Annotated in this window: 29 protein-coding genes; 22 read left to right on the top strand and 7 right to left on the bottom strand. The window is 68.9% G+C overall.

All coding sequences use genetic code 11. From position 1 onward, the window contains the following. The first annotated feature begins 5 nt into the window (after positions 1-5). From QFZ52_RS00080 to QFZ52_RS00100, 5 genes are read left to right on the top strand one after another with little or no spacing between them, the layout of a single operon-like run. On the top strand, positions 6-1,001 hold the full coding sequence (locus tag QFZ52_RS00080) for an ABC transporter substrate-binding protein (RefSeq protein ID WP_307495591.1): 996 nt from the start codon (positions 6-8) through the stop codon (positions 999-1,001). Beyond that, the gene (locus tag QFZ52_RS00085; RefSeq protein WP_307495592.1) at positions 998-2,158 is read left to right on the top strand and encodes an LLM class flavin-dependent oxidoreductase; all 1,161 of its coding nucleotides are present in this window, start codon (positions 998-1,000) and stop codon (positions 2,156-2,158) included. The genes QFZ52_RS00080 and QFZ52_RS00085 overlap by 4 nt, the downstream gene beginning before the upstream one ends. After that, positions 2,142-3,080, top strand: coding sequence for a DUF1684 domain-containing protein (locus QFZ52_RS00090; RefSeq protein WP_307495593.1), 939 nt, complete (start codon positions 2,142-2,144; stop codon positions 3,078-3,080). Before QFZ52_RS00085 ends, QFZ52_RS00090 begins: the two co-directional genes overlap by 17 nt. Beyond that, on the top strand, positions 3,077-4,234 hold the full coding sequence (locus tag QFZ52_RS00095) for an LLM class flavin-dependent oxidoreductase (protein WP_307495594.1): 1,158 nt from the start codon (positions 3,077-3,079) through the stop codon (positions 4,232-4,234). Before QFZ52_RS00090 ends, QFZ52_RS00095 begins: the two co-directional genes overlap by 4 nt. Further along, positions 4,231-5,664 carry an NtaA/DmoA family FMN-dependent monooxygenase gene (locus tag QFZ52_RS00100; protein WP_307495595.1) on the top strand — a complete coding sequence of 478 codons (1,434 nt, stop codon included), beginning with the start codon at positions 4,231-4,233 and terminating at the stop codon, positions 5,662-5,664. Before QFZ52_RS00095 ends, QFZ52_RS00100 begins: the two co-directional genes overlap by 4 nt. A gap of 85 nt (positions 5,665-5,749) precedes the next feature. On the opposite strand, the gene QFZ52_RS16110 is transcribed toward QFZ52_RS00100, so the two are convergent. From QFZ52_RS16110 to QFZ52_RS00125, 5 genes are all read right to left on the bottom strand, one after another. Next, positions 5,750-6,124 (bottom strand): stress protein, encoded by a 375-nt coding sequence (locus QFZ52_RS16110; RefSeq protein WP_373425603.1) that lies wholly within the window; start codon positions 6,122-6,124, stop codon positions 5,750-5,752. A 169-nt stretch (positions 6,125-6,293) separates the two neighbouring features. Beyond that, positions 6,294-6,488: a hypothetical protein gene (locus QFZ52_RS00110; RefSeq protein ID WP_307495597.1), complete on the bottom strand. Its 195-nt coding sequence runs from the start codon at positions 6,486-6,488 to the stop codon at positions 6,294-6,296. A gap of 43 nt (positions 6,489-6,531) precedes the next feature. Beyond that, a complete protein-coding gene (locus tag QFZ52_RS00115) occupies positions 6,532-6,783 on the bottom strand; it encodes a hypothetical protein (protein WP_307495598.1) in 252 nt (83 codons plus the stop codon). 277 nt (positions 6,784-7,060) lie between these two features. Continuing rightward, on the bottom strand, positions 7,061-7,375 hold the full coding sequence (locus QFZ52_RS00120) for a hypothetical protein (RefSeq protein ID WP_307495599.1): 315 nt from the start codon (positions 7,373-7,375) through the stop codon (positions 7,061-7,063). A gap of 83 nt (positions 7,376-7,458) precedes the next feature. Next, on the bottom strand, positions 7,459-8,112 hold the full coding sequence (locus QFZ52_RS00125) for a hypothetical protein (protein WP_307495600.1): 654 nt from the start codon (positions 8,110-8,112) through the stop codon (positions 7,459-7,461). A gap of 565 nt (positions 8,113-8,677) precedes the next feature. On the opposite strand from QFZ52_RS00125, the gene QFZ52_RS00130 reads away from it, so the two are divergent. After that, positions 8,678-9,640 (top strand): helix-turn-helix domain-containing protein, encoded by a 963-nt coding sequence (locus QFZ52_RS00130; protein WP_307495601.1) that lies wholly within the window; start codon positions 8,678-8,680, stop codon positions 9,638-9,640. Positions 9,641-9,646: 6 nt separating this feature from the next. Here the strand turns inward: QFZ52_RS00130 and QFZ52_RS00135 are convergent, their stop codons facing one another. After that, positions 9,647-10,666, bottom strand: a complete 1,020-nt coding sequence (locus QFZ52_RS00135; protein WP_307495602.1) for a helix-turn-helix transcriptional regulator — start codon at positions 10,664-10,666, stop codon at positions 9,647-9,649. 52 nt (positions 10,667-10,718) lie between these two features. On the opposite strand from QFZ52_RS00135, the gene QFZ52_RS00140 reads away from it, so the two are divergent. Further along, positions 10,719-11,261: a DinB family protein gene (locus tag QFZ52_RS00140; protein ID WP_307495603.1), complete on the top strand. Its 543-nt coding sequence runs from the start codon at positions 10,719-10,721 to the stop codon at positions 11,259-11,261. Positions 11,262-11,354: 93 nt separating this feature from the next. On the opposite strand, the gene QFZ52_RS00145 is transcribed toward QFZ52_RS00140, so the two are convergent. After that, positions 11,355-11,822 (bottom strand): hypothetical protein, encoded by a 468-nt coding sequence (locus QFZ52_RS00145; protein ID WP_278267889.1) that lies wholly within the window; start codon positions 11,820-11,822, stop codon positions 11,355-11,357. A gap of 213 nt (positions 11,823-12,035) precedes the next feature. Here QFZ52_RS00145 and QFZ52_RS00150 point away from each other — a divergent pair, with 213 nt between their 5' ends. The 15 genes from QFZ52_RS00150 (at position 12,036) to QFZ52_RS00220 (ending at position 25,411) form a co-directional block, all read left to right on the top strand. Next, the gene (locus QFZ52_RS00150; RefSeq protein ID WP_107003992.1) at positions 12,036-12,821 is read left to right on the top strand and encodes an amino acid ABC transporter ATP-binding protein; all 786 of its coding nucleotides are present in this window, start codon (positions 12,036-12,038) and stop codon (positions 12,819-12,821) included. 1 nt (position 12,822) lies between these two features. Beyond that, positions 12,823-13,467, top strand: coding sequence for an amino acid ABC transporter permease (locus QFZ52_RS00155; protein WP_307495606.1), 645 nt, complete (start codon positions 12,823-12,825; stop codon positions 13,465-13,467). Beyond that, positions 13,464-14,117 carry an amino acid ABC transporter permease gene (locus QFZ52_RS00160; protein ID WP_307495607.1) on the top strand — a complete coding sequence of 218 codons (654 nt, stop codon included), beginning with the start codon at positions 13,464-13,466 and terminating at the stop codon, positions 14,115-14,117. The genes QFZ52_RS00155 and QFZ52_RS00160 overlap by 4 nt, the downstream gene beginning before the upstream one ends. Positions 14,118-14,160: 43 nt before the next feature. After that, positions 14,161-15,036: a substrate-binding periplasmic protein gene (locus QFZ52_RS00165; RefSeq protein ID WP_307495608.1), complete on the top strand. Its 876-nt coding sequence runs from the start codon at positions 14,161-14,163 to the stop codon at positions 15,034-15,036. A gap of 140 nt (positions 15,037-15,176) precedes the next feature. Continuing rightward, a complete protein-coding gene (locus tag QFZ52_RS00170; protein ID WP_307495609.1) occupies positions 15,177-16,082 on the top strand; it encodes a dihydrodipicolinate synthase family protein in 906 nt (301 codons plus the stop codon). Between the two features lie 160 nt (positions 16,083-16,242). Beyond that, entirely contained in the window at positions 16,243-17,244 is a 1,002-nt protein-coding gene (locus tag QFZ52_RS00175) for a proline racemase family protein (RefSeq protein WP_307495610.1), read from the top strand. Continuing rightward, positions 17,241-18,167 carry an ornithine cyclodeaminase family protein gene (locus QFZ52_RS00180; RefSeq protein ID WP_307495611.1) on the top strand — a complete coding sequence of 309 codons (927 nt, stop codon included), beginning with the start codon at positions 17,241-17,243 and terminating at the stop codon, positions 18,165-18,167. Before QFZ52_RS00175 ends, QFZ52_RS00180 begins: the two co-directional genes overlap by 4 nt. Before the next feature lie 15 nt (positions 18,168-18,182). After that, positions 18,183-18,950: a GntR family transcriptional regulator gene (locus QFZ52_RS00185; protein WP_307495613.1), complete on the top strand. Its 768-nt coding sequence runs from the start codon at positions 18,183-18,185 to the stop codon at positions 18,948-18,950. A gap of 15 nt (positions 18,951-18,965) precedes the next feature. Further along, positions 18,966-20,138, top strand: a complete 1,173-nt coding sequence (locus QFZ52_RS00190) for an NAD(P)/FAD-dependent oxidoreductase (protein ID WP_307495614.1) — start codon at positions 18,966-18,968, stop codon at positions 20,136-20,138. Continuing rightward, positions 20,135-20,467 carry a (2Fe-2S)-binding protein gene (locus QFZ52_RS00195; RefSeq protein WP_307495615.1) on the top strand — a complete coding sequence of 111 codons (333 nt, stop codon included), beginning with the start codon at positions 20,135-20,137 and terminating at the stop codon, positions 20,465-20,467. The genes QFZ52_RS00190 and QFZ52_RS00195 overlap by 4 nt, the downstream gene beginning before the upstream one ends. After that, positions 20,464-21,900, top strand: coding sequence for an FAD-dependent oxidoreductase (locus QFZ52_RS00200; RefSeq protein ID WP_307495616.1), 1,437 nt, complete (start codon positions 20,464-20,466; stop codon positions 21,898-21,900). The genes QFZ52_RS00195 and QFZ52_RS00200 overlap by 4 nt, the downstream gene beginning before the upstream one ends. A 35-nt stretch (positions 21,901-21,935) precedes the next feature. After that, a complete protein-coding gene (locus QFZ52_RS00205) occupies positions 21,936-23,420 on the top strand; it encodes an aldehyde dehydrogenase (NADP(+)) (protein WP_307495617.1) in 1,485 nt (494 codons plus the stop codon). 815 nt (positions 23,421-24,235) lie between these two features. Beyond that, on the top strand, positions 24,236-24,544 hold the full coding sequence (locus QFZ52_RS00210; RefSeq protein WP_307495618.1) for a hypothetical protein: 309 nt from the start codon (positions 24,236-24,238) through the stop codon (positions 24,542-24,544). Between the two features lie 52 nt (positions 24,545-24,596). After that, positions 24,597-24,773 (top strand): CsbD family protein, encoded by a 177-nt coding sequence (locus tag QFZ52_RS00215; protein ID WP_066216585.1) that lies wholly within the window; start codon positions 24,597-24,599, stop codon positions 24,771-24,773. Between the two features lie 143 nt (positions 24,774-24,916). Next, positions 24,917-25,411: a MarR family winged helix-turn-helix transcriptional regulator gene (locus tag QFZ52_RS00220; protein ID WP_307495619.1), complete on the top strand. Its 495-nt coding sequence runs from the start codon at positions 24,917-24,919 to the stop codon at positions 25,409-25,411. Positions 25,412-25,442: the final 31 nt, after the last annotated feature.

Here is a 25,442-nt window from a genome sequence, read left to right on the forward strand (position 1 = left end):
CCACCATGCTTCACCGCACCGCACCCCAGCGCGCCCTGGCTCTCGCGGCGCTCGCCGCCGTCGTCGTCCCCACGCTCGCCGCGTGCTCCGACCCGGGGGCCAACGCGGCCTCGGGGCCCACCACCGCCGCCCGCAACGGCGTCACCTACAACACCTCGCCGCAGCAGGACCGGATCCGGGTGCAGAAGGATGCGACCGCCGCCGCGAAGGTCCCGGCCGCCGTGTCCAAGGACGGGAAGCTGACGGTCGCCACGAGCGCCGGTTCCATCCCGCTGTCCTTCCACGCCACGGATGACAAGACGCCGGTCGGCAGCGAGCTGGACATCGCCCAGCTCGTGGCGGACAAGCTCGGCCTGGAACTGGACGTGAAGGTCACGTCGTGGGAGAGCTGGCCGCTGAAGACCCAGTCCGGCGAGGTGGAGACGGTGTTCTCGAACGTCGGGATCAACGGGGAACGCGTGAAGCTGTTCGACTTCTCCAGCTACCGCGCCGCGTTCATGGGGTTCGAGGCGAAGAAGGACTCCACCTTGGAGATCAAGGGCTCGGACGACATCTCCGGCAAGAAGATCTCCGTGGGATCCGGCACCAACCAGGAGAAGATCCTGCTGGCCTGGAACAAGGAGCTCGAAGCCAAGGGCAAGGCGCCCGCGCAGTTGGAGTACTACGCCAATGAGGCGGACACGATCCTCGCCCTGTCCTCCGGCCGCACCGATCTGAACCTCGGCCCCTACCCGTCCGCCGTGTACCGGGCGAACACCCGTGACGATCTCAAGGTCGTGGGCAAGGTCAACGCCGGCTGGCCGGCCACCACGCTCGTGGCGGCGGTCGCCAAGCGCGGCAACGGCCTGGCCGACGCCATCACCGAGGCGCTGAACTCGAGCATCAAGGACGGCAGCTACGCCAAGGTCCTCGCCCGCTGGGGCCTGTCCGAAGAGGCCCTGCCGGACTCCGAGACCATCACGGCGGAGAACTACGGATCCACCCCGGGAGCGAAGAAATGAAATTCCAGGTCCTGGACATCATCCCGCATCTGAAGAACCCGCTGACCGGGGAGATCGTGTCCCCGTCCGAGCGGCTGAGCCAGGTGGTGGAGACCGCACGGCGGGCCGAGGAGCTCGGCTTCGACTCCTTCTCCGTGGGGGAGCGGCACGCGGGTGAGTTCATCTCGTCCTCGCCGACCACGGTGCTGGCCGCGATCGCCGCCGTCACCAGCCGCATCCGCCTGCAGAGCGGGGTGACGGTGCTCTCGGTGCTCGACCCGGTCCGCGTGGCCGAGGACTACGCCACGATCGACCAGCTCTCCGCCGGCCGCCTCGAACTGGTGATCGGCAAAGGCAACGAGGTGCTGCAGTACCCGCTCTTCGGCCTGTCCCTGGACGACCAGTGGGAGCTGCTCGCCGAAAAGTACGGGCTGCTGCACCGCCTCTGGCGGGAGGAGGGCGTCACCTGGGAGGGTCGCTTCCGTCCCGCGCTCACCGACCCGACCACGACGACGCCGCGCCCCTTCGCCGGGGCGCCGCGCGTCTGGCACGGCTCGGCGACGTCGTTGACCAGTGCGGCGCTCGCCGCCCAGTACGGCGACCCGCTCTTCACCGCGAACGCCATCCAGCCGCGGGAGAACTACAAGGTCCTGATCGATCACTACCGCGAGGAGTACGCGCGGCACGGACACGACCCGCGCTTCGCGTACCTGGGGTCCGGCAGTGGCGCGGGCGGGGTCTTCCTGGCCGACACCACGCAGGAGGCCAAGGCCCAGTTCGGCCCGGTCTACGAAGCGCTCACCGCGCACCGGAACGTCCCGGGCAACAACTCGCCGTACCGGGACATCGACCACGCGGTGGCCGAAGGTCCGGCGCTCGTGGGGAGCCCGGAGCAAGTGGTGGACAAGATCCTGTCCTACCACGAGCTCTACGGCCACGATCTGCAGTCCATCTCGCTGCCCACCACCCTGCCGTTCGACCAGCAGCTCGAGCTGCTGGAACGCTTCGCCGCCGAGGTCATCCCGGCGGTCCGCGCGGCGGCCCCGACCACTTTGTGGGAGGAGGCGGACCCGTACGGCGGCCGTCCCGCCGTCGCGGGGGCGCACGAACCGGACGCGGCCGCCCGCATCACCGGACTCAACCACCAGCACAGGAGCCAGCATGCCTTCGTCAGTTGACAGCACCACGGCCGTGACCGAACAGACCACGGCCGCGACCGGCCAGGCCGCCCCGGCGGCCCCGGAGCCCGGCGCTTTCCAGGCCGAGTGGGACGCCTGGCACGCCCGCCACGAGGAACAGCGGGCGGCGCCCCACGGATTCCTGGCGGTCACCGGGCTGTACTTCCTGGACGACGCGCCCCAGCGGATCCCGGGCATCCCGGGCCTCTGGAACGCCGTCGAGGACACCGTGACCATCACGCTGTCCGCCGTCGAGCGCCTTAGCTGGGAGGGCCGCGAACTGAACCCGGACGGCACCGGCAGCACCACCGTCCTCGGCCCCATCGCCGAGCGGGACGCTGTGCTGCTGGACCACGGTCGGGTGCAGATCGAAGTGGCCCGGCGGGGAGGTTTCCTGGTGATCCGGCCCCGCGACCCCGGCTACTCGCTCCGCGCAGGATACCCGGGCACGCCCGCGTATCCTGCGTCCGAGGAGTTCGCCGTGAGGGCGCAGGTCGAGTACTTCGAGCAGCCTCAGGCCGTCACGGTGGGAGCCGTGGTGGAGGGGATCGAGCATGTCTACGAATCGCCCGCCCGCCTGCGGTTCACCCTGGGAGGCCAGGAACATGTGCTGACCGCCTTCAACGGCTACGCTCCGGGCACTCTCAACGTGCTGTTCACGGACCTGACCAGCGGCGACACCACGTACCCGGCCAACCGCTCGCTCGTGGTCACCCCGGCCGAGGACGGGACCGCCGTCCTGGACTTCAACCGCGCGGTGAACTTGCCGTGCGCCTACACGGACTTCGCCACGTGCCCCTTGCCGCCTGCGGGGAACCGCCTGCCGGTGGCCGTCGAGGCGGGGGAGAAGCTGCCGGTCGATCGGGCCACGGCGGATGCCCCTCAGTCCGACGGCACTCCCGAGACGGGGGCCGCGGCATGAGCGGGTTCCTCATCCTCGAAGCGGACGGCGCCGGATCGCACCCGGCCGCCTGGCGCGCAAGCAGGACTGCACCGGCGTCGGTCCTGGGTCCCGAAAGGCTCCGGGACGTGGCGCTCGCCGCGGAATCCGCGGGCTTCCACGCCCTGAGCTACGCCGACGGTCCCCTGCCGGAGGGCGCCGACGCGCAGGCCCGGCTCAACGCCCTCCAGCGCGCGGCGTTCGTGGGGCCGCTGACCCACTCGATCGGGCTCCTGCCCGAGGTCGACACCGTCTACACCGAGCCGTTCCATGTGGCCACACAGCTGGCCAGTCTCGACTACGTGTCGCAGGGCCGTGGCGGCTGGCTGCTCGCGGCGAGCGACGACGCGCGGGAGGCCGCCGCCGTCGGGCGTTCCGTCGCGGACGGTGACCGCCGCCGTGCCGAAGCGGGAGCGTCCGTGGAGGCGAACCGCCGGCTGTGGGACTCCTGGGAGGACGACGCCGTGATCAAGGACGTCGACTCGGGCCGCTACCTCGACGCCGACCGTCTCCACTACGCCGACTTCCAGGCCGATCTGGGCGACGGCGAGGGCTACTTCGTGAAGGGCCCGTCCATCATTCCGCGTCCCCTGCAGGGTCAGCTGCCCGTCGTGGCGCCGGCGGACCTGGTCTCGGGGGACGGTCCGCTGTCGCCGCGCGAGGTGGACGCCGTCCTGGTGAGCGCACCCTCGCTGGAGCACCTCCGCGCCCGGTTGGCTGAGGCGCAGGAGGAGTTCGGCTCTCGGCCCGAGGGCGGTCCCGCCCTGATCGCCGAGCTGGACGTGGTGCTCGACGCGCGGGGCCTAGGCGCCGCCGACCGCCTGGCCGCGCTGGACGCGGCGACGCCGTGGGCCACCGGGCGCGCGCGGTTCACGGGGACGGCCGAAGCGCTTGCGGAGGTCCTCGCGGATCTCCTGGGCCTCGCCGACGGAGTCCGTCTGCACCCTGCCGTGCTTGACACGGATCTGCCGGAACTGTCCGCGCTGACCCTCCCGCTGCTGCGCTCGCGGAACCTTCTGCGCCCGACGGCGCCGGGAGGCACCTTCCGCGCCGTGCTCGGGCTGGAGCGCGCGGTCAATCGCTATTCGACGGAGGCCGCGCGCAGCGTCGCGGCCGGGACAGGGGCACAGGCATGAGTGGCGACAGCACGCAGGGTCACACCACGGCGGACTTCCGGCCGAGTGGGCAGATCCAGTTCGGGATCTTCTTCCAGGGCGTCAATTCGGGCACCGTGTGGAAGACGCCCGAAGCCGGTTCGCAGACCGACTTCGAGTCGTTCCGCCGGATCGCCCAGACCGCCGAACGTGGCCTGTTCGCGGCGTTCTTCCTGGGGGAGGGCCTTCGCCTGCGGGAGCATCTGGGTCGCGTCCACGAACTGGATGTGGCGGGCCGGCCCGATGCGCAGACCATGCTCGCCGCGTTGGCCGGCGTCACGGACAAGATCGGTCTCGTGGCCACGCAGAACACCACGTACAACGACCCCGCGGACCTGGCACACCGCCTCGCGTCGCTGGATCTGATCTCGGGTGGCCGGGCCGCGTGGAACATCGTGACCACGGACAACGCGTGGACGGGCCAGAACTTCCGGCGCGGGGGATACCTGGACCACGCCGACCGGTACACGCATGCGGAGGCGTTCGTGAAGCTGGCCAAGGAGATCTGGGATTCCTGGGACGACGGCGTGATCGCGGAGAGCGGAGCGGCGGAGTCGTGGGCGTCCGGGGCCGGCGTGGGGGGTGCCTTCGAGGGAAGTGCCGGTGAGGGAGGCGCCTTCGCGCGCCGGGTCCGGCATGAGGGGCAGCACTACTCGGTGGACGTCGTCCCGCGGCTGCCGCGCAGCGCGCAGTACCGTCCGGTGCTGTTCCAGGCGGGCGACTCTCCGGAAGGACGGGACTTCGCGGCGCGTCAGGCGGACGTGATCTTCTCCGCCCATCCGCAGCTGGAGGACGCTAGGACCTTCCGGGCCGATCTGGTGGAGCGCACGGTGGCGGCGGGCCGTCATCCCAACGAACTCCAGATCTTCCCCGCGAGCGAGTTCATCCTGGCGCCCACGGAGGCCGAAGCGCTGGAGAAGAAGGCCTGGGTCCGGTCTCAGCAGATCGGACCCCAGCAGGCGATCGCGTTCCTGGAGCAGTTCTGGGGCACCAGTCTCTCCGGCTACGACCCGGATGGCCCCCTTCCGGACATCGATCCGGTGGTGGAGGAGACGAGCGAGACGCGTGGCAGTGGGTTCCATGGGGCCCGGGCCCGGCAGCTGGCCGACCAGTGGCGAGCGGAGGCCAAGGACAAGGGGCTGTCCATCCGGCAGTTCGTCACGGCCCAGTCCGCCCGACGGGATGCGACGTTCACGGGTTCGTACCAGTCGGTGGCCGACCACCTGGCCGAGTATGCGCGGGACGGGGTGGTGGACGGGTTCAACATCTCCCCGTGGCTCATCCCGACCGGTCTGGACGACATCGTGGACCACCTGGTTCCGGCGCTCCAGGAACGCGGCGTGTATCCGACCGAGTACCGCGGGAGAACGCTCCGCGAGCATCTGGGCCTCCCGGTGCCGACGCGCGACTGACGCGCTGAAGCGCCGACGCTGATGCCGCCGTCGGCGTCCCTTCTGGACGACGACGGCGGCATCTGCGTTTCCGGGGCGGGCTCAGTCAGTCCTCGCCGTTGTAGCTGCTCTCGCCTCCGCGGCGGCCGGCTTCTGACGGATCGGCGCCGTTCTCGGAACCGAATTGGCCGGGGCTGTTCTGGCCACCCTCACGACCGGCTTCTGAGGGGTCGGCGCCGTTCTCGGAACCGAATTGGCCGGGGCTGTTCTGGCCACCCTCACGACCGGCTTCTGAGGGGTCGGCGCCGTTCTCGGAACCGAATTGGCCGGGGCTGTTCTGGCCACCCTCACGACCGGCTTCTGACGGATCGGCGCCGTACTCCGCACCGAACTGCCCGGAACTCGACTCGCCTCCGCGGCGGGCCTGCTCCTCGGTGTCTTCACGGTTTCCGAACTGACCTGGGTTTTCGCGATCGGCCATGATGATCTCCTTTCCAGTGCTTTCCAACCGGCCGCTGCTGCGACCTTGAAACCACTCAAACAGGTCTCACGGGGCCGGTTAACCCCCTTTCTGTACGGGGGAAACCGCCCTACACTGTGGCGATCGTCCGGCATTACGCCGGCCGGCGCTCAGGGGACCGAGGGCCGGCTCATCGCTCGAGCTCTTCCGGGTGGAACCACTCGGAGGGCAGCCCGGCTTCGGGGAAGGTCACGAAGAGGGTGAATCCGCGGACATCGAACCGTTCGCGCACCACGGTGCCTCTGCGGTCCGTGTAGTCGATCCCTTCGATGAGGGTGTGGCGGATGACTCGTACGGGATCTCCGACGGTGATCGGAGGGGTCACGGGCGACATGCGGTTCTTTCAGATGAGGGGTCTGGCACAGGGATCAGGCGGTGTGGAAGCAGCACGCGCACTGAGGCATGCCGGGCGTGTCCACGGCCTCGGGCTCGACGTAGCGCGCAAGGGACGTCCGCCGGCTCCCTCCGGTGGAGACGGCCGCGACATGGGTGGTTGCGTGGGCGAGGTCCCGGAGGCGCTGCTGGAGCTTCCCGTAAGCGTCCTGGTAATCCGTTCCTTCGACCTCGAGGAGCATCGGCTTTCCGCTGATCGGGTGGGACACGTTGTGAAAAAGAAGCATGTGAAAGCGGAATCCATCCTGCTGTGCTGCGCTGTGGGGTGTGGGACGCGTGGCGTGCGTCGGCCGGGAAGATCCAAGGGTCCCCGTCGCGCGATCCCGCGCCGGACGGGGACAAGCGTGGCTGCATTTCCACCTAGGGGGGCACTCCATGCAGCCACGCTTGCGGTGCGTGACCTTCGAGGTGTCAGGTGAAGATCACGCGTCATGGACATCTCACTCCCCCATCGGGTGAGTTGCCCAAACTTCGGGTGGGACCGCGAACGGTCCGTCAGTCGCCTTAGCCGGCGGCCTCGACCGCGTTGCTGTACGCGCCGCTCGGGGCGATCTTCCAGACGTTGTCCTGGAGCACGAGAGAGAGCTCGACGGACTGGCCCTTCGAGGAGATCTGCACGACGCCGGTGCTGCCGTTGGCCACGAACGTCGAGGCGTCGATGTGGGCGTCGGCCGGCCATGAGGTGTTCGCGGCGACCGCGGGGAGGGGGACCAGGTTGTCAGGCAGCGCCAGGACCGACGCGAACGATGCGGCGTCGGTCTGGTTGACGCCTGCCACGATCTGGTCTGCTCGGGCCTGGGTGAACGGAATGTTGGACATGCTGTTTCCTTCGGTAGAAATCGTCCGGACACAGGCCTGAGGGCTCAGGCCGGGAACCGGGAGAGATGACGAGGCGGGAGGCCTCAGACGGTGGCGACACCCGAGAAGTTCACGGTGCCGATGCCGAAGGCCACTCCACCGGTCGCCACACCGTTGAGGTTCCACGTGAGCGTGTAGGGGCACTGGAGGGTCAGGCCGAGGCCGTACTGGAGCGACAGGGTGACGTTCACCGACAGCGTCTTGGGAACGACCGGGTAGGACCCGATGCCCACCACCGCTCCGCCGTTCGGGAGGGTGACGTTGGTGAAGACGAAAGCGCTCGGGAAGACGCCGACGGTGGAGGTGTTACCGGCTCCGACGCCCAGGCCTGCCCCGGAGGTGTAGGTCCGGCCGTCGGACATGGTCAGCGTGGCCTGCGTGACGACGAAGGTGAAGGCCGGCTGGAAGATGTTCTGCCAGGTGATGCCGCACTGGGTCGCGTCGAGGCCGAAGGCGCCTCCGAGGGCGATGGTGCCCTTGTTGCCGGCGACCAGCGCCTGCGAGGTCCAGGCGCCGGAGGCCAGGCCACCGACCAGCGGAATGCCGGCCTTGACACAGGTGGGGCAAGTGGGGGTCACGGAGGCCACGGCGGCCGGTGCGGCGACGGCAGCGGCGATGACCGGAGTCGCCCACACTGCGGACCGGGCGACGGACCGGCGGGTGACGTGCTGAGGTGAAGGCGGAGTGATGTCGGGCAAGGTTTTTCTCCCATGGATGAAGTGGTTCGGAGGCTGATTCTCCGGGGCACTGTTTCGAGGCAACAATGCATCAAGAATTCGGTGCTTTCAACCAAAAGAATGAAATTTGCGCCAAACAAACGACATAAACGTGCCAGACGATACTTTGCGAATAAATGTCGCTTACCGCCGCATTTAGCGGGCTGCCCCGAGGGGTGCTCCCCGGGTCCTCCCAGCATTGACGTCTGGTCAGCTTAGGAGGGTCCGTGGAAGATTAATCCGATTAATCGCGTCACGAAACTGAAGGTGCGCCACTCACACTTATGACCATACAACAGACCCGGTGCGCAAAATGACGCAAATCGTGCGCAAAATGGAGCTTCGACTCATTGGCGAGTGGTGCTCCGTCCGATTCTGACGTGCTGCCGGAGTGGCGTTCGCGCTCTTCTTCTGCGCGCCTTCGCCATTCGGTTCAGGCCGGCGGCGGATGGTCGCTGCGACTTTCATGACAGGCAAGACAAGGAGACGACCTATGAGGCCGACGACGCTGATTCCGCACCCTCCCCGGGGGCCCGTTGAATGGAAAGTGGTCGAGAACAAGCTGGTCGTCGACGGGGGTGGGTTCATCGAGGACATCAGTTCCGGCGTGGACACCCTTCTCAACGTCGAGAGCTTCGGCAAGTTCGGGGTTTCCCCACAGTCCGCTCCGACCTTCTCGGCCGAGGGGGTCAGCTTCTACACCGGCAACACGGGCGCCTCGGACGTGGTCATCGAGGGCGGGACCTATGGCATCCACCATGACCCGGGCATCGGATCGGTGAAGCTCTCGATCCTTTCCGAGGGGACGATGAGCGTGCATTCCCGCAACGGCAGCATGGTCCGATCGGCGGGCCATGGGTTCGTCCTCCGCCCCGGCGAGGACCGGACCGTTGAATTCTCCGACGGCGCGAGAGTCCTCATCATCGAGACGTCCAAAGAAATCCTCGAGGGATACACCCCTGGAACGGTCACTAAAGATCCCCTGCAGTTCGGGCCCGGGGGGACTCTTTCTGAGTCCATTCTCGCGTTCGGCACGTCTGTCGCACATCACCGCGCCGCGGGACCGCTCAACAACTATTTCATCGATCAATTCCTGCAGGAGATGGTCGCCAGTGTCGTCCTGAGTGTGAAAGGCGTCAGCGAGGCTGAGCGGCGTGGGCGATCGGGAGCTTTCAGTCAGTCCCAGTATTTGATCAACGGACGTTATATCGATCCGTCATTCTCGGTCACCGAACTGGCCTCTCTTCTGAAGATGTCGGTCCGGAATCTTCAGGACATTTATGCGCAGCAGGGAAAGAATGTCAGTCAGGCCATTCGCGATCGCAGGCTTCAGGAAGCCAAACGGCTCCTGAGTGATCCCGTGTATATCAATCTCACGGTCGAGGAGGTCGCGACCTATTCGGGATTCGACAATACGCAGCGGCTGCGCAGGGCTTTCGAGACCGCGAAGCTCCCGAATCCCCGCGCCTACCGGGCCCAGGCGATGCGGGAGGCCGCGGCAGCGGGCTGACGGACGTCACCTGCCGGCGTCGAGCGGCTGAGACCCGGACGCCCTGATCAGCCGTTCGCCCCGTGCCCGGGCGCCGTCGATCGCGGTCCGCGGTGATTCGATGGTGAAGTCGGCGTCGAGCATGCCGAGCGCGAGGAGCGCCCAGTCCAGGGTTTTCGCGTGCACGGTCACGCGGCAGCTGCCGTCGGAGACCGCCGAGGCCGTGGCCCACCGCCCGATCCTTTCGGTCACCTCGCGCTCCGGCGCTGCGACCAGTGCGACCACGTCCTGCGGACCCGGCGCCTTGTCGGCCCGGTCGCGGATGAACGCGACGGGGTTCTCCGCGGGCAGGGTCCGCGGGGCGAACCGGGCGCCGGTCGGGACCGGCCGGCTCATCCGGTCCAGACGGAAGGAGCGCCAATCGCCGCGGTCCAGGTCGTAGCAGACCAGGTACCACCGCAGCCCGAGGCGGACCATGCGCAGAGGCTCGACGTGCCGAGTGCTGGCGCGCCCGTCGGCCGCGGTGTAGTCGAATCCGATCCGCTCCTGGTCCCGGCAGGCCTGCCCGATGATGATCAGGAGTTCCGGATCGATCATCTCCTCGACCGGTTCCCAGAAGTGGCTCTCGGTGGCCGCCCCGATCGCCTCGACCCTTCTCCTCAGCCCTCGCGGCATCACCTGGACGAGTTTCGCCAATGCGCGCACCGAGGCTTCGGCCACCCCGCTCACCGCCCCCTGGGCGGCCGACCGCAAGGCGATCGCAAGGGCTACGGCCTCCTCGTCGTCCAGCAGCAGCGGCGGCATGGCCGCCCCCGACGCGAGCTGGTAGCCGCCGTCGACTCCGCGCGCCGCCTCCACGGGGTAGCCCAGATCCCGGAGGCGCTCGACGTCGCGCCGGAGGGTGCGGACGGAGACTTCCAGCCGCCCGGCCAGCTCCGCTCCCGGCCAGTACCGTCGTGCCTGCAGCAGGGAGAGCAGCCGGAGCGTCCGTGAACTCGTGTTCGCCATGTTCTCAGTTTCCTCCTCATTGAGGACGGAAAGTGACACCAATGGTGCGTAGCGTTGAAGACATCAAGACCGGAACGACCAAGGAGATGTCATGACTGCACGGATGATCAACGCTGTGGGCACGGGCGAGAAGGCCGATCTGCTGGGTGCCCTGGCGCAGGCCCGCGAGTTCCTCAGCTACACCTGTCGCGGGGTGAGCGAAGAGGACGCCCGGAAGCGCACCACGGTCAGCGAGCTGACGCTCGGCGGCCTGATCAAGCACGTCACGTCGGTGGAGCAGCACTGGGTGGACTTCATCGTGAACGGCCCGGAGTCGGCGGCCGCTACGAGCAGCTTCTCGAACTTGACCGAGGAGGATTTCGCCCGTTACGCCGACGGGTTCCGGCTGACCGACGGCGAGACGCTGGCCGGCGCCCTGGAGGACTACCGGGCTGCCGCGGAGGAGACCGAGCGTGCGGTCGAGGGGCTGGAAGACCTCGGGGTCTCGCATGATCTCCCCGCGACGCCGTGGGGCGAAGCGCGGAGCTGGTCAGCGCGGCGCACGCTGATCCACATCATCGCCGAGACCACGCAGCACGCGGGGCACGCGGACATCATCCGGGAGGCCCTGGACGGTCAGAAGACCATGGGCTGAACGGCTCCGCCCGACGAGGCGGCGCACGGAGCGGGCGGGGAGCCGGAACGGACGTTCCGGCTCCCCGCCCGTCGTCGTGGTGGACCTCGGGCCTCAGGCCGGGTCGGGGTCGGACAGGTCCTCGACCGCTGAGGGGGTCATGCCCTCGAACAGCACGCCGATGCCGTAGGGATCCGCGAGCTCCAGTGGCGACTCCGTGAACCGGAGCATCCAGCCGCCGTCGTCCCAGATGACCGCCTCGGGTTCGCCGAACGGTGGTTGGTCGCTCCGCAGAGCCTGGAGTTCGTCGTCGCGCAGGCCGAAGCCCGGTTCACGGAGCTCTTCCCGCAGATACGCGCCGGCCACGTCGGCGAGTTCGCCGAACCGGGCGATCACCTCAGCGGTGAGCCGGAGGACTTCCGGTCCGGGCTCCGCCGCGGGCTCCACGATGATGTTCACCGTGGGGGAGGAGCCGCCGTGGGCCGCCTCGAGCGACGCCGTCCAGCAGGCGATGGGCTCGGGTGCGTCGATGAGGGTGAACGCCGTGCCGGCGATGTCGAGATGGTGCGGGATGTCTGCCACCGGCCCAGTCAACCATCACCCCCGTCGAATGGACAGCGGCTCCCGCAGCTCGCAGGCCGCACGCTGCTCAGGATCCAGCACGAAGCCCTCCCGAACTTCCCGAAAAACACCCTTGACCCACGGCACGTGACATGTAACATTGTACTGAGCCAGTGATGTGAATCACATGGCACTCACGTGGTCGGAGCTCCGGCCCTGGCAGGGAAGACAGGCATGGCGAAATCAACCCCCACCGAAGCGCACCGGGTGCCACGGCTCGGCATCCAGCTGGAGAACATCAGGAAGCACTACGGCGACCATGTGGTCCTGGACGATGTGTCCCTGGATGTGGAACCCGGCACCGTCACCGCATTGATCGGCCCCTCCGGCGCCGGGAAGAGCACCTTCCTCCGGTGCATCAACCTGCTGGAGCAGCCCGACGGCGGCACCATCCGGGTGGCCGGTCACACGATCGAACCCGGGAAGAACATCGCCCCCAAGGACCTGGCCCGCCTGCGCAGCGCCGTCGGCATGGTCTTCCAGTCCTTCAACCTCTTCCCGCACATGACGGCGCTGAAGAACATCAGTTTCCCGCAGCAGCGGGTGCTGGGCCGCAGCAAGGAGGAGGCCGACGAGCGGGCCATGCAGCTGCTCGAACGCGTGGGTCTCAAGGACAAGGCGAACCAGCACCCCGGCCGTTGCTCCGGCGGCCAGCAGCAGCGCATCGCCATCGCCAGGGCCCTCGCCCTGGACCCGTCGATCATGCTCTTCGACGAGCCCACCTCCGCCCTGGACCCCGAAGTCGGCCTGGAAGTGCTGGCCGTCATGCGGGAGCTCGCGGCGGACGGCATGACCATGGTGGTGGTGACGCACGAGATGCAGTTCGCCCGGGACGTCTCCGACACCCTCGTGGTCATGGCGGACTGCAAGATCATCGAACAGGGCGATCCGCGCGCCATCATGAGCGACCCGCAGGAGGCGCGCACCCGCCGCTTCCTGCGCGCCGTCCTGGAGCGCTGACATGGAAGCGCTCACCGCCGTCGTCCAGGGCCTGCCCATGACGCTGTGGCTGACGCTGGCCGCGTTCGCCATCGGCATCGTCGGAGCGGTCCCGCTCTCCCTGGCCCTGACCTCGCCCGTGGCGCCGCTGCGCTGGGCCGCGCGACTGCTCGTGGACCTGATCCGCGGCGTGCCGATCATCGTCTGGCTGTTCCTGCTGAAGTTCGGCATCCACCTGGGGACGTTCAAGTTCGACCCCGTCAACGCCGCGATCGTGGGCCTGGGCGTGGTGTCGATCGCCTACCTGGCCGAGATCTACCGCGGCGGCATCCAGGCCGTGCCGCGCGGTCAGCTGGAGGCGTCCAAGGCGCTGGGCCTGTCGGGAACCACCACCTTCTTCGGCGTCGTGATCCCGCAGGCGTTCCGGATCGTCTCCCCGTCCATCGCCACATACCTGGTGGGCCTGCTGAAGGATTCCTCCATCGCCTCCACCATCATCGTGGCGGAGATGGTGTTCCAGTCCCAGTCGTTCGCCCGTCAGCACCCCACGGTGGAGGGCATCCTCCCGTACGTGATCGTGGGCATCATCTACATCGTCCTGAGCCTGCCGGTGGCCTTCCTGTCCCGGCGTCTCGACGCCCGCATGAGGAAGGCGATCTTCGTATGAACTGGTTTCAGCAATGGGCGGACTACATGCCCCAGATGCTGTCCGGGCTCGGCGTGAGTCTCTTCATCGCCGGGGTGTCGATCGTGATCGGCTACCCGCTCGGCCTGCTCCTGAGCGTCATGGTGCAGCGCAAGAACCTGGTCATCCGGACCCTGGGCCTTGCGATCGTCGAGATCGGCCGCGGCGCCCCCGCCCTCGTGATCCTGTACCTGGTCTACTACGGGCTGCCGAAGTTCGGCATCGCGTTCGAGAGCATCCAGGCCGCGTGCATCGCGCTCGTGTGGAACGCCGCGGCGTACTCGAGCGAGATCATCCGCGCGGGCCTGCAGTCCGTGGCCCGTGGGCAGGCCGAGGCGGCTCAGGTCCTGGGCCTGTCCTCCCGGGACACGTTCTTCCGCGTCATCATGCCGCAGGGCATGCGGTCGGCGATCCCGGGCCTGATGGGCGTGGCCATCCAGATGTTCCAGGGCACCTCACTGGCCTACGCCATCGCGGTCCCGGAGCTGATGAAGTCCGCCTACAACATCGGCAGCCAGGACTTCAACTACCTGCAGATCTTCACCCTGGCCGGCATCTGCTACGCCGCGATCTCCATGCCGGCCACCTGGATCACCGTCTACTTCGAAAAGCGCATGTCCCGTCATGCCTGACCCGGCCTCTGAAACTCCCACAACCCCCTTTGAGAGGAACCCCATGAAAATCCAGAAGCTCAAGCGCCCCGGTGCGCTGGCCGCCGTCGTCCTGCTCGCCGGTGTCGGCCTGACGGCCTGCGGAAGCTCCGGTTCGACGACGGCGTCGGCCGACTGCACGCCGAAGCACCAGGGCGTCACCACCGTCGCCTCGGGCAAGCTGACCGTGGGCGTCATCGACATCCCGCCCTTCAGCAGCTACAACAGCGGCAAGCCGAACGGCATCGACATCTCGATCGTGGACAAGATCGCCAAGGACGAATGCCTGACCCCGGTCTACCAGCAGGCGACCTACGCCGACGCCGTGCAGTCGATCTCCGGCGGCAGCATCGACCTGGCCGTCGGCACGATCGACGCCACCGAGAAGCGTCTGAAGGCTGTGGACTTCTCCGCCTCCACCTACCTGGACGGCATGGGCATCGCCACCAAGACCGGCGCCAAGACGGTGGCCGATCTGGAGAAGATGAACAAGGTCGGCACGATCGACGGTTACCTCTGGGTCGAGGACCTCAAGAAGATCCTGGGCGACAAGCTGGTCACCTACCCCTCCAGCGTGGAGCTGAAGGCGGACTTCGACGCCGGCCGTCTGGACGCGGACGTCGACGCCTACGGCGTGCAGGTGCTGCAGTTCAAGGACGCCAAGGGCATCACGGTCTCCCTGGCCAACGACAAGCCGGACCCCCGCGTCGGCGCCATCACCCACTCGCCGGAAGCGGCCTTCCCGCTGACCAAGGGCAACACCAGCCTGAAGCAGGCGCTCAGCGACGGCATCGAGTCGCAGCGCAAGGACGGCACCATCACCAAGCTCTTGACGGGCGCGGGTCTCACCGAAGGCCTGGGCAAGGTGGCCGACCAGCAGTACGTGGTCCCCGCCAGCTGATTCACCCCTGATGCCGGGGCGCGTGCCCCGGCATCACCCTTCAATATTGTGCAATGTCACATGGTAAATTAATCCTGTGAGGCGACTCACAGTGCGGCTGCCCCCGTGGCGCTGAGCCGCCTCCCTGAAAGGAACCGGAAATGACCGAAGTCCGTAAGCCGTGGCGTGGAGTCCACGTCGCCACCACCCTCCCGTTCAACGACGACCTGAGCGTGGACTACGACGCGTACGCCCAGAACATCGCCTTCCTCGCGGCCGGCGGCTGCGACGGCGTCGCCCCCAATGGGTCCCTGGGCGAGTACCAGACCCTCTCCGACGAGGAGCGGGCCCGCGTCATCACCACCGCCATCGAGGCCGCACCCGAGGGCTTCACCGTGATGGCCGGCGTCGGCGCGTATGGCGGACTGCAGTCGCTCCGCTGGGCCGAGCAGGCCGCCGAGGCCGGGGCGCAGTCCGTCCTGGCGCTGCCGCCGAACACCTACCGTGCCAATGAGGACGAGGTGGTGGAGCACTACCGCCTGGTGGCCAAGGCCGGCCTCCCGATCGTGGCGTACAACAACCCGATCGACACCAAGGTGGACCTCACGCCGCGCCTCCTCGCCCGCCTCCACGGCGAGGGCCTGATCGTGGGCGTCAAGGAGTTCAGCGGCGACGTCCGCCGTCCCTACGAGATCAAGGAACTCGCCCCGGAGCTGGACATCATCATGGGCGCGGACGACACTGTCCTGGAGCTCGGCCTCGCCGGGGCCGTGGGCTGGGTGTCCGGTTACCCGAACGCCATCCCGGAGATCTCCATGGAGCTCTACCGCCTGGCCATCTCGGACCAGGGCGACGACCTCGCCCGGGCACGGGACATCTACCGCGATCTGCACCCGCTGATGCGCTGGGACAGCAAGACCGAGTTCGTCCAGGCGATCAAGCTCTCCCAGGACATCGTGGGCCAGCGAGGCGGCGTGACCCGCCCGCCGCGCGGCCCGCTCGCCCCGGAAACGGTCGCCGCGATCACCCGGGACACGGAAGCCGTGCTCGCCAAGGGTTACAAATAAACTCAGGGCCCCGAGGTTTCAGGCGTCCGACGTCGCTTAGACACAGCCTGCGCCGCCCTTCGGTCGTGGGACGACCTTCAGGGCGGGTGCGGCTGCGATGCGCGACTTCCCGGACGCCTGAAACCTCGACGAAATCCACCCACCGACCCTAGGAGCAGCGATGCGGACCAAGCGCGTCTTTCATGCCGTCGACTCACACACCGAGGGCATGCCCACCCGGGTGATCACGGGCGGCGTCGGGACCATCCCGGGCACCACGATGGCGGACAAGCGCCTCTGGTTCATGGAGAACAGCGACTGGATCCGCACGCTCCTCATGTACGAACCCCGGGGTCATGCCTCGATGAGCGGCGCGATCCTGCAGCCCTCCACCCGTCCCGACGCGGACTTCGGCGTCCTCTACATCGAGGTGTCGGGGCTGCTGCCCATGTGCGGACACGGAACGATCGGCGTCGCGACCGTGCTCGTGGAGACGGGCATGGTCGAGGTGGTCGAGCCGGTGACGACGGTGCGGCTGGACACCCCAGCCGGACTGGTCATCGCGGAGGTGGCCGTGAAGGACGGGCACGCCGAGTCGGTGACGCTCCGCAATGTGCCGTCCTTCGTGGACCGGCTCGACGCCACCGTCGACGTCCCGGGCTACGGCGCCGTGCCGTACGACCTGGCGTTCGGCGGGAACTTCTACGCGATCGTGAAGCTGGAGGACCTCGGGCTGCCCTTCAAACGGGAGCGCAAGGACGATCTGCTGAAGGCGGGTCTCGCGATCATGGACGCCATCAACGCCTCGGACGAGCCGGTGCACCCGGAACGTCCGGACATCCGCGCCTGTCACCACGTGTACCTTCAGGCGCCGGGATCCACCGCGGAGCACTCCCGCCACGCCATGGCCATCCACCCGGGCTGGTTCGACCGCTCGCCGTGCGGCACCGGCACCAGCGCCCGGATGGCGCAGCTGCACGCTCGCGGCGAACTCGCTCTGAACACGGACTTCGTCAACGAGTCCTACATCGGCTCGCAGTTCATCGGACGTCTCGTGGCCGAGACCGAGGTGGGCGGCCGCCCGGCCGTGGTCCCCACCGTGACGGGCCGCGCCTGGATCACGGGGACCGCGCAGTACTTCCTCGACCCGAGCGATCCGTTCCAGGAGGGGTTCCTCCTATGAGTCTGCCGTACTTCGACGCCGCACAGGTCCGGGCCCGCGCCCCCTGGCGTGCCGCCGTGGACGCCCTGGCCGCGGCGCTCCGCCACGACGTGGACCCCGAACAGGACGGCCCCCGCGTCTTCAGCCCGGCCCCGGGCGGCGAGTTCCTCCTGATGCCGGCCTCCGGCGCCCGGTACAGCGGCGTCAAGGCCCTGACCGTGGCCCCCGGCAACCCCGCGCGAGGCCTCGAGAAGATCCAGGGGGTGTACGTGCTCTACAGCTCGGACACCCTGGCGCCCGTGGCGCTCCTGGACGGCACCGAGCTGACGGCCATCCGGACCCCGGCGGTCACCCTGCTGGCGGTCACGCGGATCCTCGCGGCCACGCCGGGCGGAGCCCCGAAGGACCCGAGCGTCCTGGTGTTCGGCGCAGGCGTCCAGGCGCTCAATCACCTCCGCGCCGCTCACGCGCTTCTCCCGGGAGCGCGGCTCGGCGTCGTCGGCCGCAGCGAGGACCGTGTCCGCGCGCTCGTGGAGACTCTCGCCGCAGAGGGTGTCGACGTCGAGGCCCGGACGGCCGCGGATGTCGGCACGGCGGACGTGATCCTCTGTGCGACCACGTCCACGACGCCGCTCTTCGACGGCGCCGCCGTCGCGCCGGACGCCGTGGTGGCCGCCGTCGGGCAGCATGGCCTGGATGCCCGCGAGGTCGACGCCGCACTGGTGCGCCGCAGCGACGTGGTGGTCGAGGGGCGCGCCTCGGCGCTGCGGGAGGCCGGCGATCTGATCCCGGCGCGCAGCGCCGAGGGAGTGGCAGCGGATCCGACCGGCGAATCTGCGGGACCTGGTGGTCGACGGGATCGCGCGGACCCCCGGAAAACCCTGTCTTTACGCGGGCGTGGGCATGGCCTGGGAGGACCTCGTCACGGCCGCGATGGTGTATGAAGGGGGGACCATCCCATGAGCACCCCAGGAGTGACAGCCGTGAACCCCGTGTCTGATCTTCCCCTCGCCCCGATCGCCCCCAAGCCGAACCTGCGGGAGAGCGTGACGGAGTCCCTGCGCGCGGCCATCATCGCCGGCAGCCTGGAGGAGGGGACCCTGTACTCCGCGCCCGCGCTGGGCGCCGTGTTCGGGGTGTCCGCCACCCCCGTCCGGGAGGCCATGATGGACCTCGCCCGCGAGGGTCTCGTGGAGACCGTGAAGAACAAGGGTTTCCGCGTCCTCGGGGTGAGCGAGGAGGAGCTGGACGAGATCACCGAGATCCGCCTCATGATCGAGGCGCCGACGGTCGGGAAGCTCCCCGGCCGGATCCCGGAGAGCGCGTTCCCCCGCCTGCGGACGCTGGCCGCCGCCATCGTCACCGCGGCGGAGGAGGGCGATCTGACGGCGTACCTCGTCAACGACCGCACCTTCCACAGCGAGCTACTCAGCTTCTACGGCAACAGCCAGCTGGAGGACCTCGCCACCCGGCTCCGCATGCGGACCCGGATGTACGGGCTGAGGACCCTCAGCGACAACCACCAGCTGTCCAGCTCCGCCAAGGAGCACGACGAACTCCTGGACCTCATCCACGCCGGCGACGCCGCGGGGGCGGAAGCACTCATGCGCCGCCACCTCGGGCACACCCGCGGTCTCTGGGCCACGGGACATCAGGAATCCGGCCAGCAAGATTCCGGTCCGCACGAGGCCGACCCGCACGACACCAGCCGGCCACCGGCACCCTAACCCCAAGGAGTACCCATGAGCAGGGCCTGCGATGTCCTGGTGATCGGCGCGGGAGTGATCGGCGCCGCCACCGCCTACTTCGCGGCGAAGGCCGGACTGTCCGTGACGATCGTGGACCAGGGCCTTCCCGCCAGCGGGACGTCGTCGGCCTGCGAGGGGAACATCCTCGTCTCGGACAAGGAACTCGGCCCGGAACTCGAACTGACCCGCTACTCGCTCTCCGTCTGGAAGGGCGAGCTCGCCGAACACCGCCATCTCTGGGAGTTCGAGGCGAAAGGCGGGATCATCGTCGCTTCGCGGCCCAGCAGCCTGGAGTCTCTGCACCGGGTGATGGCAGTGCAGCGCGGCTTCGGCGTCGTGGTCGAAGAGCTGGACCCGGCCGCCCTGCGCCGCGCCGAACCGCACATCACCCCCGACGCGCTCGGCGGCGCGTATTACCCGGAGGATTCGCAGGTCCAGCCCATGCTGGTGGCCGCGCACCTCGTGCGGCTGGCCACCGAGGCGGGCGCCGTGTTCCACGCAGGCGCCACCGTCACCGGCATGATGCGCGACGGCGACCGCGTCACCGGAGTCCGGACCACACGGGGCGACTTCCCCGCCGGGAACGTGGTCAACTGCACGGGGACCTGGGCCGGGGAGATCGGCGCGCTCGCGGGCGTCAACGTCCCCGTCATGCCGCGCCGCGGCTTCGTCATGGTCACCGAGCCGCTCCCGCCCATGGTCCATCACAAGGTGTACGCGGCCGAGTACATCGACAACGTCGGCAGCTCCGACGCCGGCCTGCAGGCGTCCCCGGTGGTCGAGGGGACGCCCGGCGGCACCATCCTGATCGGCTCCACCCGCGAACGCGTCGGCTTCGACCGGTCCGTCAGCACGGCGGCGCTGCGGCGGCTCGCGCAGAACGCCACGGGCCTCTTCCCGTTCCTCGCCGGCGTCCGGGCCATCCGGCACTATCACGGCTTCCGCCCCTACTGCCCGGACCACCTCCCCGTGATCGGCCACGATGACCGCGCCCCGGGACTCTGGCACGCCGCCGGTCACGAGGGCGCCGGGATCGGGCTTTCCGTCGGCACGGGAAAGCTCCTGTCGCAGGCGCTCAGCGGGCGCACGCCCGACCTCGACCTCACCCCCTTCGCTCCGGCGCGATTCGGCGCCGTCGCCCCGACCCCGCTGGAGGCCACCCGATGAGCGCTCTGGACGACGCCGTCCGCTTCACCTTCGACGGCCGGGACCTCACCGCCGCTCCCGGCCAGACCGTCGGCGCGGCCCTCGTCACGAACGGCGTCACCGCCTGGCGCGGGACCCGGAAGGAAGGCCGGCCGCGCGGCCTGTTCTGCGGTATCGGCGTCTGCTTCGACTGCCTCGTGACCGTGGACGGCGTGAGCAATCAGCGGGCGTGCCTCGTGGACCTGTGCGACGGCATGGACGTGCGCGGGAGTCTCGCGGACGACGCCTCGGACAGCGCTGACTCCCTGGACAGCGCCGGCGCCCTAGACAGCGCGGAGGAGACCCGATGAGCGAGCTGCGAGTGGACGTCGCCGTCGTAGGCGCGGGCCCGGCCGGCCTGGCCGCCGCCGTCGCGGCAGCGGAGGCGGGTGCCGTGGTCGCCGTCGTCGACGCCGCGAACCAGCCGGGCGGACAGTTCTGGCGCCATCGCCCCGAAGTGGGCGACGCGGATCCCGACGGGCGCGGCCACCACGACTGGGACGTGTTCCTGGATCTGCGCCGCCGCTTCCGCGCGGGCATCGCGGCCGGACGGGTGCAGCACCTTCCCGGGCTGCAGGTCTGGATGGCGGCACAGAACGACGGCGCCGACTTCACCCTCCGCACCACGCGCACCGTCGTGGGCGGCGAGGGCGCAGGCCCCACCGTGCATGCCCCGCGCCTCGTGCTGTGCCCGGGCGGGTACGACCGGCAGCTTCCCGTGCCCGGCTGGGACCTCCCCGGCGTCATGGCGGCCGGCGGTGTCCAGGCCTTCCTCAAGGCCAACGGCGCGCTTCCGGGACGTCGGTTCGTGGTGGCGGGGACCGGGCCATTCCTGCTGCCCGTGGCCGCGAACATCGCCGAGGCCGGGGGAGAGGTGCTGGCGGTGCTGGAGTCCTCGTCCCTGTCGAATTGGCTCCCGCAGTGGAAAGCTGCGGCGTCAGTGCCCGGCAAGGCCCTGGAAGGTGCCGAGTATGCGGGCGTGTTCACCCGGCACCGCATCCCGTACAAGACCCGCAGCATCGTCACCGCGGTCGAAGGTGAGGACCGGGTGCGGTCGGTGGCCTGGGCGAAGGCCGACGCCGACGGCCGCGCGCTCCCCGGCACCGGCGGCGTCTACGAGGACGTCGACGTGGTCGGGTTCGGCTGGGGCTTCACGCCGCAGATGGAACTGCCGCTCTCCCTGGGAGCCGAGACCCGCGTCGACGCCGACGGTTCCCTCGTGGCCGTGGTCGACGAGCGGCAGGAGTCCTCCGTGCCGGGCCTGTTCCTGGCGGGTGAGGTGACCGGCGTCGGCGGCGCCGTGCTCGCCGTGCTGGAAGGCCAGGCCGCGGGGACTGCGGCCGCCGACCCCGCCGCCGTCGTCCTGCCCGCGAAGGACGCCGCCCGCCGCGACCGGCACCGCCGCTTCGCCCAGGCCATGCACCAGGCACATCCCGTGCCCGCGGCCTGGCAGGACTGGCTGACCCCGGAGACTTTGGTGTGCCGCTGCGAGGAGGTGCCGGTGTCCGCGGTCACCGAGGCGCGGGACGCCCTCGGCGCCGAGGACTCCCGCAGCCTGAAATCCTTCGCCCGGGTCGGCATGGGCTGGTGCCAGGGGAGAGTGTGCGGTTTCGCGGCGTCCTGCCTCGGCGCCGGACCCGGCGAACCCGCAGTCGAGGCGTCGATCGCCTCAGCGGCGAAGCGGCCTCTGGCCGTGCCCGTGCCGATCTCCGAACTCGCCTCCCTCGACGTGCTCGACGACTGAGCCCCCGCCTTCTTCCGACCCTGAAAGGACCTTCCATGAGCGCCTCCCACGCCCCCATCACGACCACCGAAGCCACCAGCGAGGCTGAACTCGAGTGCCTGCTGGCCGGTGTCCAAGCTGCGGCCGCGCCCCTGGCCGCAATCCGGCCCGCCGAGCGGGCCGTGCTGCTGGAGGCCGTCGCCGACGGGCTCGACGCCGCAGCCGGGGAACTGATCCCCGTGGCCCAGGCCGAGACGCGTCTCGCCGAGGGCCGCCTGACCGGCGAGCTGAAGCGGACCACCTTCCAGCTCCGTCTCTTCGCTCAGGAACTGCGCGACGGCGGGTACCTGGACGCCCGGATCGACCATGCGGACCCGGAGTGGCCTATGGGCGCGCCCCGCCCCGATCTGCGCCGGGTCAAGCAGGCGCTGGGTCCGGTCCTGGTGTTCTCGGCCAGCAACTTCCCGTTCGCGTTCTCGGTAGCCGGTGGCGACACCGCCTCCGCGCTCGCGGCCGGCTGTCCGGTGCTCGTCAAGGCCCACTCCGGTCATCCCGAGCTGTCCCGGCTGACGGCCAACGTCGTGACCGCTTCGCTGGCCTCCGCCGGGGCGCCGGAGGGCGTCTTCGGGCTGCTGTTCGGCACGCAGGCCGGGGCCACAGCCCTCAAGGATCCCCGGATCGCGGCGGGTGCCTTCACCGGCTCCATCCCGGGCGGCCGGGCCCTGTTCGACATCGCCTCATCCCGGCCCACGCCCATCCCGTTCTACGGGGAGCTCGGCAGCAACAATCCGGTGTTCGTCACGGAAGCCGCGGCGGCGGAACGGGCCGAGGGCATCGTCGAGGGCTTCATCGGATCGTTCACGATGGGCAGCGGCCAGTTCTGCACCAAGCCGGGGACGCTGTTCGTCCCGGCGGATTCGACGCTCGTGGGCCGGCTCCGCGACGCCGTGCTGCCGGACGCGGCACCGCTCCTCAACGACCGGATCCAGGCGGGCTACACGGAGGTGGTCCAGGAACTGGAGGGCCACTCGAAGCTGAGCATCCTGGCGCAGGGGCCGGATCCCCTGTCCGATCCGCCGTCGCCCACGCTGCTGCTGACCACGGCGGAGGACATGCTGGCCGATCCGCACGCGCTGCAGGCGGAGTGCTTCGGGCCGACCGCCGTCGTCGTGACGTACACGGACGAAGCGCAGCTGGTGGCGCTCGCGGAGAGTTTCGAAGGGCAACTGACCGCGACCATCCAGGGCACGGACGCCTGCCAGGTGGCGGAGCTCGTGGAGGTGCTCTCCCGCAAGGCCGGCCGGGTCCTGTGGAACGGCTGGTCCACCGGGGTGTCCGTGACCTACGCGCAGCAGCACGGCGGCCCGTACCCGGCCACGACCGCCTCCGGGAGCACGTCCGTGGGGACCGCAGCGATCGAGCGCTTCCTGCGACCCGTGGCCTACCAAGGCTTCCCGCAGCACCTCCTGCCGGAAGCCCTGCGGGACGAGAACCCGCTGGACGTGCCCCAGCTGATCGACGGTCAGCGGGCGCGCGGCTGAGCGTTCTGCCGCCTCGCTCCACGTCGGCCGGCACCCTCTCCGGGTGCCGGCCGACGGCGTTTCGGGGGAGTGGGAGCCCGACGGCGGAGTGAGGGGATCCTGGGCGAGCGCGATCCCGCCCCGTCGAGGCTCTTCCAGTTTTCGCGAGAGCGCTCCACTTTCTTCTAGTCAGTGCATTGATCTGCTTGCCGCTCGCGCACCTCCCCTTCATAGTCGACGTGCGACTTGGGACGTGACTTCGGCTAGGCATAGATCTGATGATGCGGGAACGTGAGTCGATCAGCTTTCAGATAAAAATCGTTGATCTCTGAATTTCCTCCGCTCTAGCTGGGCCTACACCTGCGCTGTCTGCGGAGTCGACGCCTGACTTGGAACAGCAAAACTCGGCCCAGGAGCGCCCGGTATCTCTTCTGCACCAACCACCCTTGGAGGACAAGGAAAAGCATTGATAGGAGCCAGTCATGTCGATTTGGAAATCAACTCTGCAATACCTGGGAATCTCAAAGGTCACTCCACGCCCTGGATACACCGTCCCTGACAGGCTCTGGCCGGCTCGTCAGTTCTGTGAAATCTGCGGCGCGCAGGTTCCGCCCTCCCAACAGGAACAGCACTCGGCGTGGCACGAAACTCAAGGGGTCTAGTGCGAGACTCCGACCCCCGAAAATAAGTTCGATCTGCAACTAGCTCGATGAGCGAGATATACGTTAGCCTAGCTTCATAAGTTCCGGTCGGCCCAGGTCGGCTGGAACGCCAGAGATTCCTGGTTTCCGGGGAATGTCTGCTGAAGGGCAGGACCTGAGAAGTCGGGAGATGGCATGGAGAGTCGGCAGATCGTGCTCGCGAGGGCCGCGGAGAACGCGGCGAGGACGAGCACCGCGCTAGCGGATGCGGAGGTCCGCCTCGAGCGGCACGACGACGGCTGGGTCCTCCACGCCGTGTACACGGTGGCCGGATCGTCGACCACCGTCGCGGCCATGGCCCTCGTGGAGCAGCGTCTCATCCCGGACCTGGAGGAGGTGCTGGGCGGCGCTTTCGTCCAGCGCCACGTCCGGTTCGCGGTGGAGAGCGGCTCCGCCTCCAGGCTACGTCGGCTCCCCGAGTCGGCGTCTCTGGTCTCACTCTGACCGGGGTGGGAATCCCCGGGCGAATCCATCACCGAACGAAAGGGCGAGCATCATGAGTTTCATCGACAAGGCCAAGAACGCTGCCGATCAGGCGGTCGGCAAGGCCAAGGAAGTCATCGGCGAGGCGACGGACAACCACAAGCTGGAGGCTGAAGGCAAGCTTCAGCAGGCGAAGGGTGACGTCAAGCAGGCCGGCGAGGACGTCAAGGACGCCTTCAAGGGCAAGTGATCTCGCATCGTCGGGGCCGGCATCGACCCACACCATCGTGAGTGTGCCGGCCCCGACGGCCTCCCCGCCCGCGGCTGCGGCCTCTGGCCGCGCCCCGGTGCGGACCGCGCAAACACCTCGATGTGGAAAAGGCTGATCTTTCGATGGCACTCGAACTGATCGACAAGCACTGGAATGACGACGGCGACGGCAACGACCCGGGCGACACCCTCAAGCTCCTCCGCGAGTTCACCGTGGCGGCCGAGCGGGCCCGCGAAAGCATGCGCCGCGAACTCGGAGTGAACGCCACCGACCTCGCGGCCCTGGAGTACCTCCTCATCGAGAGCGACGCGTGGGGTGTCACGGCGACCGTGCTCGGCAAGCAGCTCGGGCTGTCTTCGGCGTCCACCACCATCCTCGTGTCCCGTCTCGAGCGGGCCGCCTATCTGCGGCGGGAACCCGCGCCTCTGGACCGCCGCGCCAACCTGCTCTTCCCGACGGAGCGGGCGCAATCGCTGCTGCGCTCGATCGTCGAACATCAGACCGACGCGCTCGCCGCCGTCGTGCGCTCGTTCGACCGGGAGGACCTGGACGTGGTCGAGGAGTTCCTCGGCGCGAGCATCGCCGCGCTCCGGAACCCGCTGCCGCCGCGCGGCTGAACCTCGCCGCTCAACGCAGCGCGCCTGAAGT

It is taken from the genome of Arthrobacter woluwensis, from assembly GCF_030816155.1.
Lineage (GTDB): Bacteria > Actinomycetota > Actinomycetes > Actinomycetales > Micrococcaceae > Arthrobacter_E > Arthrobacter_E woluwensis_A.